Source organism: Verrucosispora sp. SN26_14.1, assembly GCF_004307965.1.
In the GTDB taxonomy this organism is placed as follows: Bacteria; Actinomycetota; Actinomycetes; order Mycobacteriales; family Micromonosporaceae; genus Micromonospora.
This window is the reverse complement of the sequence record NZ_SISL01000217.1, coordinates 1-9,909: the sequence shown is the minus strand read 5'-3', so window position 1 is coordinate 9,909 and position 9,909 is coordinate 1. Positions and strand designations below refer to the sequence as shown.

Below are 9,909 nucleotides of genomic sequence, written 5' to 3'. Positions count from 1 at the left end.
GCCGTACCCGCCGCCGCTAGTGCGGTGTCCAGGAACGTTGGCGGTGTCGCGGCGAGGTCCAGGCGGCGGTCCGGCAAGGCGGAGTCGGGCCTGGATACCGGTGTTGTATCCAGGCCCGACTCCAACGCCGCCGGTCGTCGTCTGGACCCGGCGCGGCCCGGTGAACGTTTCTGGACACCGCACTGGAGATCGCACCCGGACACGGTGCCTCCGCGCCCCCGCGAGGTGGGGCGTAATCTCGTGCGGTTGGCCGGGCCGGCGTGACGAGGAGAACGAAGCGGTGGACCAGAGCACCCTGGACCGGGAGATCGCCGTCGAGCAGCGGCATCTCGACCGGGTGTACGCACGACTGGCCGAACTGCGACGCGCGGCGGTCCGCGCCGAGCGGGACGGTTACCGGCTGGCCCGGGTCGGCAACTTCGGCGCGCTGGTCGAGCGGGACGCGATGGTGTTCCACGCCGCGCAGCGCCGCCACGTGCTCGACGCCGAGTACGAGGGGCTCGTCTTCGGCCGTCTCGACCTGCGCGACGGGCAGGTGTTCCACGTCGGGCGGCTCGGTATCCGCGACGAGGACGCCGCCACGCTGGTGGTCGACTGGCGTGCCCCGGCCGCCGCCCCCTTCTACCAGGCCACCCCGGCCGAGCCGCTCGGCGTGGTACGCCGCCGGACGATCCAGTCCAGCCGGGAGCGGGTCACCCGGATCGAGGACGACCTGCTCGACCCGGACGCCGCACCGGCGGAGATGGCGGTGGTGGGCGACGGCGCGCTGCTGGCCAACCTGTCGCGGGCCACCGGTCGGGGGATGCGCGACATCGTGGCGACCATCCAGCGCGAGCAGGACGAGGCGATCCGCTCCCCCGGTTCCGGGGTCACGCTGGTCTCCGGCGGGCCGGGCACCGGCAAGACGGCGGTGGCGCTGCACCGTGCCGCGTACCTGCTCTACTCCGACCGCAGCCGGTATGCCGGCGGCGGCATCCTGGTGGTCGGCCCCTCCTCGGTCTTCGTCGAGTACATCGCCTCGGTCCTGCCGTCCCTGGGCGAGGAGACCGCCACGCTGCACTCGCTGGGCACGCTCTTTCCCGGGCTGGTCGCCACCCGCACCGACCCGGTCGACGTGGCGGCGGTCAAGGGGTCGCTGCGGATGCGCCGGTTGCTGGAACGGGCGGCCCGGGACGGCGTACCCGACTCCCCGCCCGAGCTGCGGCTGCTCTACCGGGGGCAGTTGCTGCGGCTGGAGCGGCCCGAGCTGGACGCCATCCGGGAACGGGCGTTGGCCCGGGGCGCGCGGCGCAACGAGGTACGCCGGGCCGGCTTCGACGGCGTCCTGGCGGCGCTCTGGGCACAGGCCCGCCGGTTGGGTGTCGCCCGGTTGCCCGAGCAGCGGGCCTTCGAGGACGAGTTGATCGACCGGACGGACTTCCGGGACTTCCTCAAGGCGTGGTGGCCCCGGCTGCATCCCCGGCACGTGCTCGGCTGGCTGGCCGATCCGGAACGGCTGCGCCGGTACGCCGCCGGGCTGCTGTCCCGCGCCGAGATCCGGCTGCTGGAGCAGGCGTACCGGAAGCTGGCCGCCGAGGGTCCGACGGTGGCCGACGCGGCGCTGCTCGACGAGCTGGACGCGTTGCTCGGCAAGCCGGTGCGTCCGGCCCGCCAGAAGCGCGACCCGTTCCAGCTCGCCGGTGGGGTTCGTGAGCTGAGCACGTACGCCGACCGGCAGCGGGCTGCCCGCCAGGCGGCGCGGGAGCGGCCGGAGGACTACCGCGACTACGCGCACGTGGTGGTGGACGAGTCGCAGGACGTGTCACCGATGCAGTGGCGCATGATCGGCCGGCGCGGTCGGCTGGCCTCGTGGACGGTGGTGGGCGACCCGGCGCAGACCGCGTGGACGGGTGATCCGCAGGAGCTGTCCCGGGCCCGGGACCAGGCATTGGGTCGTCGTCGGCGGCACCGGTTCACGCTCACCACGAACTACCGCAACTCGGCGGAGATCTTCGCGGTGGCAGCGGCCGAGATCCGCCGGGCGTACCCGGACCTGTCCCTGCCCACCGCCGTGCGGACCACCGGGGTCGACCCGGTGGATCTGGTGGTGCCGGCGGCCGAGTTGGCGGCCGGCGTGACGTCCGCCGCGAGCGCGCTGCTCGGCGAGGTCGAGGGCACCGTCGGGGTGATCACGCCGGTGCCGCGTCGGGACGAGGTCGCGGCCTGGCTGGGTGGGCTCGGCGGCGAGCGTCTCCAGGTGGTGACCAGCCTGGAGGCCAAGGGCATGGAGTACGACGGCGTGGTGCTGGTCGCCCCCGGCGAGATCCGTGCCGATCCCGGCTCCGGTGTCCGTACGCTCTACGTCGCCCTGTCCCGGGCCACCCAGCGGCTGACCACGATCGAACCGACAGGCTGAGCCGGAGGCCACCGACCTCGCTTGGCGAAAAAGCAACAAACATACCTTATGTCTGGTTTACTCGTGACCAGGGGAACACCAGGAGTCACACCGGCTGCACGGGTCCCACCAGCACCGGTAGGCTCGGACCCGGCCTCCGCCAGGCGGCACTCGACGGTGCCGGCGGTGACCGCCGCCTAATCGCCCGCCAGGGCGAACCGGGGAACCATGTTCCAGGGGTGCATCCGCGTCCAGCGGTAGGGATCTTCCGTCCCGAACCCGTCAGCTAACCCGGTCGGCGGCTGACGGAAGGACATGTGCATGCCAGCAGTGGCAACCGTGAGACCGGCCGCCCGTATGGCGGCCCTGATAGCCGCGGGGCTCGCCCTTGCCCTGGGCGCCGCGCTGGCGCCGTTCAGCGCCGCCTCCGCGGCTCCCGGTGACGTCGGCGACGAGGGCGGCACCCCGGCGCTGCGCGCCCAGTTGGAGGCGGCCAGCAAGGGTTACCTCGACGCCAAGACCGCCCTGGACCGCTCGGTCGACCGGCAGAAGAAGCTGGCCGAGCAGCTCACCACGACCGAGGGTCAGCTCACCGAACGCAGCACCAAGGTCGCCGAGATCGCCGCGCAGGCGTACCGCAGCGGCCGACTCGGTGCCGCGTCGGCGCTGCTCAACAGCGGATCCCCGGCCGGCTTCATGGACCGCGCGGCGGCACTGGACGCGGTGGCGGCCAACGAGGAGCGCGCCCTGCGCGACCTGCGGGCCAGCCGGGACGAGGTCGGCAAGACCAAGCAGGCCCTCGACGTCGAGGTGCAGGAGCAGCGCAAGCAGGTGGCCGTGATGGCCAAGCGCAAGGAGCAGGCCGAGCGTTCGCTGACGGTGGCCGAGGAACGGGAGGAGCGGGCAGCCGAGCGCGCCGCGGCGGAGGAGCGGGCCAGTCGGGCCCCGGCACGCAGCGGCGGTTCCAGCAGCCCCACGGCCAAGCCGGCGCCCCGCAACTCCAACGGCTCCTGGCCGGCCGAGTCGTGCAGCGTCAACGACCCCACGCCGGCCAACGGCTGCATCACCCCGCGCACCCTGCACGCGCTCAACCAGGCCAAGGCGGCCGGCTTCACCCGGTACGTCTCCTGCTACCGCGCTGGCGGCTCGGGTGAGCACCCGAAGGGGCGGGCCTGCGACTTCGCGGCGCAGAAGAACGGCTTCGGCGGGGCCGCCACCGGCGGCGACCGGACGTACGGCAACAACCTGGCGGCGTTCTACGTCAACAACGCCGACCGTCTCGCCGTGCTCTACGTGATCTGGTACAAGCAGATCTGGCTGCCCAGCAGCGGTTGGCGGACGTACAGCGGCGCGCGTGGCGACCCCTCCAGCGACCACACCAACCACGTGCACCTCTCGGTGTACTGACCCGCACGACACGCCGGGTGGCCGCCCTCACGGGTGGGTCCACCCGGCGTCGTCGTTCCCGCACCCCGACGCGCCCGCCTCGAATCCACCCGCCCGTCGCCGCGCGCTCTCGCGCCACCTTCGTTACCGTCGACATCGAAGCGGACATTTCGTGGCGACCGGGAGGAACGGTTATGAGCGGACCGCAGCGGACCCAGTGCGACGGTGTGTCGTGAGCGCGGCGACCGGCCATGTGATGGTCTTCGCGCCGACCCCCCTGCTCACGGTCACCATCGACCAGCCCAACGAGACGCCGGAACTGCACCTGCACCCCGGCGGTCAGGGCGTCTGGCAGGCCCGGATGGTGCTGTCCCACGGTGTCGACGTGGTGCTCTGCACCGCGCTCGGCGGCGAGATCGGGCAGGTGCTGGAGCCGTTGCTCGTCAGCGAGGGCGTCGACCTCAAGGTGGTGGCGCGGGACTCCGGCGGCAGCGGCGGGTACGTGCACGACCGCCGGGACGGCACCCGGCAGGAACTCGTCGACGTGACCGGGCAGCCGCTGAGCCGGCACGAGCTGGACGAGCTCTACAACCTGGCGCTCGGCGAGGGACTGCGCGCGGCGGTGAGCATCCTGAGCGGCCCGAACGACCCGTCGCTGGTCCCCGCCGACCTGTACCGCCGCTTCGCCGCCGACCTCGGCGCCAACGGCAGCCGGGTCGTGGTGGACCTCTGCGGTGACCACCTCACGGCGGTGCTGGAGAGCGGGGTCTTCTTCGTCAAGGTCAGCCACGAGGAACTGATCGCCGACGGCCTCGCGACCGACGACGACGAGGAGCAGCTCACCCGGGCGATGCACGACCTGCACGCCAACGGTGCCGAGAACGTGGTGGTCAGCCGCGCCGACAAGCCCGCGCTGGCCCTCGTCGACGGCGAGGTCTTCGAGGTGCGGATGCCGCGCCTGGAGGCGGCCGACCCGCGCGGTGCGGGCGACTCGATGACCGCCAGCGTGGCCGCCGTGGTGGCGCGCGGCGGCGACGTACGCACCGCGATCCGGACCGGCGCGGCGGCCGGCGCGCTCAACGTCACCCGGCACGGGCTGGGCACCGGGCGGCTCGACTCGATCACCGGGCTGGTGGACCGGGTACGCCTGGAGCCCGCCGGAGTCCGCCGGCAGGAACGCACCACCCCCGACGAGTTGGCCCACCGGGTGGGTGGCGCATGACGCTGCGGGTGCTGATCACCAACGACGACGGGATCGCCGCGCCGGGTATCCAGGCGCTGGCCCGGGCCGCCGTCGACCGGGGGTTGGACGTGGTGGTCGCCGCGCCGCTGGAGGAGGCGAGCGGCACCAGCGCCGCGATGAGCGCGCTGGAGCAGGACGGGCAGGTGGTGGTCCGTGAGCATCCGCTGCCGGAGCTGGCCGGGGTGCCGGCCTTCGGGGTCGGCGGGTCCCCCGGTTTCATCGCGTTGATCGCCGTGCACGGCGCGTTCGGGCCGCCGCCGTCGGTGCTGCTCTCCGGGATCAACCGGGGGGCGAACGCCGGTCGGGCGGTGTTGCACTCCGGCACCGTGGGTGCGGCGTTCACCGCCGCCGCCAACGGCTGCCGGGCGTTGGCGGTGTCGCTGGACGTGCTCTCCGTCGGTGAGGCGACCGCCGTCAGCGGAGGCGCCGCGGTGGCCGCCGCAGCCCGGGTACGCGACGCCGAACGGAACTGGGCCACCGCCGCCCACGTGGCCCTGGACCTGCTCCCCCGGCTGACCGCCGGGCCGGTGGAGAGCGTGCTCAACGTCAACTCGCCGGACGTGCCGCTGGAGCGGCTGCGGGGCGTACGCCGGGCGGGGCTGGCGACCTTCGGCCAGGTGCAGATGACCGTTGCCGAGTCCGGCCACGGTTTCGTGCGTACCGCGCTGGAGGAGCCCGGTCAGTCGGTGCAGCCCGGGACCGACCTGGCGTGGCTCGCCGACGGGTACGCCACGGTGACGGCGGTCCGCGCCGTCACCGAGGTGTCCGACGTGAACCTGTCCGGCCTCGACGGCGACTGACGGTCAGCCGCCGGGAAGGACCTCGGGGGTGGCGGCGGCGCCGGCGTAGTACGGCTCCGGCGCGCCGAAGAGACCGAGCAGCCCGGTCACCCAGAGCTGTCGGTGCACGAACCGGCTGGGTTCGGTGACGATCAGCTTCACGCCGCTGACCTCAGCCGTCTGGAAACCGGCGACCATCGCGCTGATGCCCACCGAGTCGATGAAGGTGACCAGCCGCATGTTGAGCTCGATCCGGGCCGGCCGCCCCTTGGCCAGCACTTCGGCGATGGCCTCTTTCACCTCGTACGCGGTGTCGACGTCGATCTCGCCCCGAGGGGCGATCTCGATGACACCACCGGGCCGAACCGTCTGCAGGATCGACAGGCTCACGCGAGCACCTCCACTCGCCCGTACGACGGGCGCCTCATCAGTACGCGGGCCGCGACCGAGAGTATTCCTCCGACGGCCTCGGTCGCCACCCCTCGGGATGAGCAATTCGCGGACATCGGCATGTCAAATCACCCATATCCGAACTTATACGTCCTATCACTCGGTGCGAACCGGGGCTCGCACCGACGAACCAGGGTAGCGGGCCGAGGCTCGCCCGTCCGATATCCGGCACCCCGGCGTGCCCCCGCATCCGGCGGCCTGACCTGCGACCGTCCGGTGCCGGTGGCGGAGTGTGCCTAGCATCACCGGTGACGACCACGACGAAGGGACGACGGATGCTTCGTAGGCTCGCCGGTCTGGCCGGCGTCAGCGCGCTGCTCGCCCTCCTGCTCGCCTGCGGGTTCGGCGGCGGAGGCGATGACGACGATGACGATGACGACGACTTCGCCCGCGCGGCGGTCGTCGCGGTGGTGTCCCCGAGCTGATCCGCACCGTCCGGGCGCGCCGACCGTGAGCGGCACCGACGACGCGCACGCGGGTTTGCGGCGGTGTCCGGCGGGGCACAGCGTCGGTGGCGAACCGCCGACGTCCGAGGTCTGACCTGGCCACCGGCTTCGGCACTGTCGAGGAGGGAACCACATGTTCGGAAGCAACCTGCTGGACCGTCGCAGCAAGCCGGAGCAGATCACGGACCAGGCGTGGCAACACCTCGTCTCGGCCGGCGACAGCATCCGGGACGCCGCCCGTTCGGCCCGGCACACCTCGGCCGGCTTCGCCGACGACGCCGGTGACCTGGTCGGATCGGCCGCCGAGGAGGCGCGGCACCGGGCCAGCGTGGCCTTCGACGCGCTCGCCGGACGTCGTCCCGCGCTGCCCTGGACCCTGCTGATCGGCGCGGCCCTGGTCGACATCGAGTTCGTCGACGTCGAGCGCCCCGACTCCCCCGCCGGTCCGCTGACCTGACGGAGATGTAAGGAAGGGTCCCCTGCTAACGCCTCGTGCATAGCAGGGGACCCTTCCTTACATCTGTGCGCGGCGTCTCGCCAGAACAGCTGTGCGCGGCGTCTCGCCCGACGCGGGTGAGGCCGGATCACCCGCGCCTCGACCAGGCTCGGTCCCGGCGGACCGGCACCGGTCCGCAGCCGCCACCGCGAGAGGAGCGAGGAGATGGTCGGCATCTCGACGATCCAGCGCACCGACGAGCGCATCCGGAGCGCGGTGCTCGACGAACTCGACTGGGAGCCCCGGGTCCGGCCGCACGAGATCGGGGTGACCGTCGCGGAGGGCGTGGTGACGCTGACCGGACGGGTGGACGGGTACGCCAAGAAGTGGGCGGCGGAACAGGCCGCCCACCGGGTCGCCCAGGTCCGGGCCGTCGCCAACGACCTCGCCGTGCACACGGCCACCGGTGCGGAGCGCACCGACCCGGAGATCGCCGCCGCCGTGACGCACGCCCTCCAGTGGCACGCGTTCGTGCCGGTCGAGCAGATCGACGTGACGGTCTCGCAGGGCTGGGTCACCCTGCACGGCGAGGTCGAGTGGGAGTACCAGCGGCGGGCTGCCCAGCAGGCGGTCGCCGAGCTCGGCGGCGTACGCGGGGTGAGCGACGGTCTCGTCGTGCGGCCCTCGGTACGCCCCGCCGGTGCCGAACTGGCCGAGCGGATCGTCGACGCGCTGGCCCGCAACCGGGCCACCGAGGCCGAACAGGTCACGGTACGCGTACACGGCGACACGGTGCTGCTGGGCGGACTGGTGCACTCGATGCCCGAGCGTGCCGAGGTCGAACGGGTCGTCTGGTCCGCTCCCGGCATCCGCGAGGTGCAGAACCACATCGCGGTGGCCCCGGTGCTGGGCTGAGCCGCCCTGCGGCAACCACCCCGGCCGGGTGACCCCGACTCACCCGGCCGGACAGCAGACTGGCGGGTATGACCGATCGGCTGACCACGCCATTGCAGGTCACTGCGCGGCTCCGCACACCCGTCACGGAGCACGACCACGTCCGGGGCCCGGTGGACGCGCCGGTGACGATCGTCGAGTACGGCGACTTCCAGTGCCCGTTCTGCGGCACCGCCCACCGCGACCTCCAGGAGGTCCTGCGGCAGCGGCCCGACAGCGTCCGACTCGTCTACCGGCACTTCCCCATCGCCAACATCCACCCGTACGCGGAACGGGCCGCCGAGGCGGCGGAGGCCGCCGGTCGGCGCGGACGGTTCTGGGAGATGCACGACTGGCTCTACGAGCACCAGGACCAGCTCGACCCGGTGCACCTGACGCTCGGCATCGAACAGCTCGACCTGCCGGTCGACGAGGTGGACGCGGAGATCGGGCGGCACGCCGGTGGTGACCGGATCCGGCAGGACTTCGTCGGCGCGATCCGCAGCGGCGTGGACGCCAGCCCCACCCTGTTCGTCAACGGTGACCGCCACGACGGCGACGTCGACCTGGGCACCCTCCTGACCGTGGTCGACGACGCCACCGGCTGAGGCCGGGCGGTGTCGACGGTGGCGGGTGAGCGTCCGACCCGCCACCGTCGGCTGTCCGGATCAGATGAGGCGCAGTTGGCGGGCCCGGCGTACGGCGTCCCGACGGCGGGTGGCGTCCAGCTTGCGATAGATGTTGCGCACGTGCGTCTTGACGGTGTTCACCGAGACGGACAGCTCGGCCGCGATCTCCACGTTGGAGAGGATGCTCTGCAGGTACCGCAGGATGGTCAGCTCCCGCTCGGTCAACGGCTCGTCCAGTGTCGCCGACGACGCGCCGACCGGACTCCGCTCGTCCGGCACCTCGACGGCACGGACCAGGTCACTGACCGTCGGCCAGTGTGCCGTGCCGGAGTCCAGGTGAGCGACGAGCAGGTCACGCAGGCCCGGCTCGGCCCGGGTGAACGGTCGCCGGTACCCGTCCGGGCCCGCCAGGTCGAGCGCCTGCTCCACCGTCCGGCCGGCCCGCCGCCCGTCCCCGCTCCGGGCCGCGAGCACCGCGTCGAGCAGCGCGGCGTCCAGGCGTACCGGCAGGGGCCAGTCGGCCGACGACGGCGCGGACCACTCCGGCAGCAGGCTGTAACCGATCATGGCCTGGCTCGCGGGTGCCTCGTGGATCAGCGAGCAGCCGCCGACGAACGCGTCGCTGGCGGCGTCCCGCAGGACCACGGCGGCGGACCGGCCGACCAGCCACTGACTCTGTGCCCCGGCGCACCGGCGGTCGACGTCGTCCCGCGTGGGCCGCTCGGGCGGCACCATGCTGGCCACTACCTCCGGCGCGGAGTGCAGACGGTACATGTCGTCCGCGTCGTCGGGACCGAGCGGGCGCAGCACGACCACCCCGTCGGTGAGCCGGCCGTCGGGCAGGTCCGGCAGCGGACGCGGGGACGGTCCGGGCGGGTCGTCGGCGAGGCGTACCCAGACGGTCAGGTCCCGGCGGCCACCGCCGCGCACCGGACCGCCGCTGCGGCGTACCCCCTCGGGTTGGAATCCGGCGGCCAGCGCGACCCGCTGGCTGGCCGTGTTCTCGACGTGGGTGACCAGCTCCAGCCGGGCGGTTCCGGTGGCGAAGGCCCGTTGCGCCAGGGCCCGGGTGGCGGCGGTGGCGACACCCCGGCCGCGCGCCCACGGCGCCACCCAGTAGCCGATCTCGGCCTGGGCGCGCTGCGGCACCGCATGACTCAGCCCGACCGTGCCGAGCAGCCGGTCGTCGCCGGGGTCCGCGACGGCGTACGCGGCGCCTCCGGCGGCGAAGGC

At 73.1% G+C, this 9,909-nt stretch carries 10 protein-coding genes and 1 riboswitch; of the genes, 8 read left to right on the top strand and 2 right to left on the bottom strand.

Annotated features, from left to right (window positions below):
- Window positions 1–280 precede the first annotated feature (280 nt).
- The 4 genes from EYA84_RS19035 to surE all read left to right on the top strand — a co-directional run bounded on the left by EYA84_RS19035 (window position 281) and on the right by surE (window position 5,803).
- Entirely contained in the window at window positions 281–2,395 is a 2,115-nt protein-coding gene (locus tag EYA84_RS19035) for an AAA family ATPase (RefSeq protein ID WP_131054398.1), read from the top strand.
- Window positions 2,396–2,558: 163 nt separating this feature from the next.
- Window positions 2,559–2,691: riboswitch (cyclic di-AMP (ydaO/yuaA leader) on the top strand.
- Window positions 2,692–2,695: 4 nt separating this feature from the next.
- Complete coding sequence (locus EYA84_RS19030; RefSeq protein ID WP_131054397.1) at window positions 2,696–3,781, top strand: hypothetical protein; 1,086 nt, start codon at window positions 2,696–2,698, stop codon at window positions 3,779–3,781.
- 235 nt (window positions 3,782–4,016) lie between these two features.
- The gene (locus EYA84_RS19025; RefSeq protein ID WP_131054400.1) at window positions 4,017–4,982 is read left to right on the top strand and encodes a 1-phosphofructokinase family hexose kinase; all 966 of its coding nucleotides are present in this window, start codon (window positions 4,017–4,019) and stop codon (window positions 4,980–4,982) included.
- The gene (gene surE, locus EYA84_RS19020; RefSeq protein WP_131054396.1) at window positions 4,979–5,803 is read left to right on the top strand and encodes a 5'/3'-nucleotidase SurE; all 825 of its coding nucleotides are present in this window, start codon (window positions 4,979–4,981) and stop codon (window positions 5,801–5,803) included. Before EYA84_RS19025 ends, surE begins: the two co-directional genes overlap by 4 nt.
- Window positions 5,804–5,806: 3 nt before the next feature.
- On the opposite strand, the gene EYA84_RS19015 is transcribed toward surE, so the two are convergent.
- Window positions 5,807–6,172 carry an STAS domain-containing protein gene (locus EYA84_RS19015; protein WP_131054395.1) on the bottom strand — a complete coding sequence of 122 codons (366 nt, stop codon included), beginning with the start codon at window positions 6,170–6,172 and terminating at the stop codon, window positions 5,807–5,809.
- A 335-nt stretch (window positions 6,173–6,507) separates the two neighbouring features.
- Here EYA84_RS19015 and EYA84_RS32540 point away from each other — a divergent pair, with 335 nt between their 5' ends.
- From EYA84_RS32540 to EYA84_RS19000, 4 genes are all read left to right on the top strand, one after another.
- The gene (locus EYA84_RS32540) at window positions 6,508–6,657 is read left to right on the top strand and encodes a hypothetical protein (protein WP_161595001.1); all 150 of its coding nucleotides are present in this window, start codon (window positions 6,508–6,510) and stop codon (window positions 6,655–6,657) included.
- A gap of 154 nt (window positions 6,658–6,811) precedes the next feature.
- Window positions 6,812–7,135, top strand: coding sequence for a hypothetical protein (locus tag EYA84_RS19010; RefSeq protein ID WP_131054394.1), 324 nt, complete (start codon window positions 6,812–6,814; stop codon window positions 7,133–7,135).
- Window positions 7,136–7,339: 204 nt separating this feature from the next.
- Complete coding sequence (locus tag EYA84_RS19005) at window positions 7,340–8,029, top strand: BON domain-containing protein (protein ID WP_131054393.1); 690 nt, start codon at window positions 7,340–7,342, stop codon at window positions 8,027–8,029.
- Between the two features lie 80 nt (window positions 8,030–8,109).
- On the top strand, window positions 8,110–8,655 hold the full coding sequence (locus EYA84_RS19000; RefSeq protein WP_131054399.1) for a DsbA family protein: 546 nt from the start codon (window positions 8,110–8,112) through the stop codon (window positions 8,653–8,655).
- Between the two features lie 60 nt (window positions 8,656–8,715).
- Here the strand turns inward: EYA84_RS19000 and EYA84_RS33150 are convergent.
- A partial coding sequence (locus tag EYA84_RS33150; RefSeq protein ID WP_201272423.1) for a GNAT family N-acetyltransferase occupies window positions 8,716–9,909 on the bottom strand: 1,194 nt, incomplete at its 5' end.

Coding starts and splice junctions, on each gene's coding strand:
- EYA84_RS19030 (WP_131054397.1), top strand. CDS start 2,696: ATGCCAGCAGTGGCAACCGTGAGACCGGCCGCCCGTATGGCGGCCCTG.
- EYA84_RS19025 (WP_131054400.1), top strand. CDS start 4,017: ATGGTCTTCGCGCCGACCCCCCTGCTCACGGTCACCATCGACCAGCCC.
- surE (WP_131054396.1), top strand. CDS start 4,979: ATGACGCTGCGGGTGCTGATCACCAACGACGACGGGATCGCCGCGCCG.
- EYA84_RS32540 (WP_161595001.1), top strand. CDS start 6,508: ATGCTTCGTAGGCTCGCCGGTCTGGCCGGCGTCAGCGCGCTGCTCGCC.
- EYA84_RS19010 (WP_131054394.1), top strand. CDS start 6,812: ATGTTCGGAAGCAACCTGCTGGACCGTCGCAGCAAGCCGGAGCAGATC.
- EYA84_RS19005 (WP_131054393.1), top strand. CDS start 7,340: ATGGTCGGCATCTCGACGATCCAGCGCACCGACGAGCGCATCCGGAGC.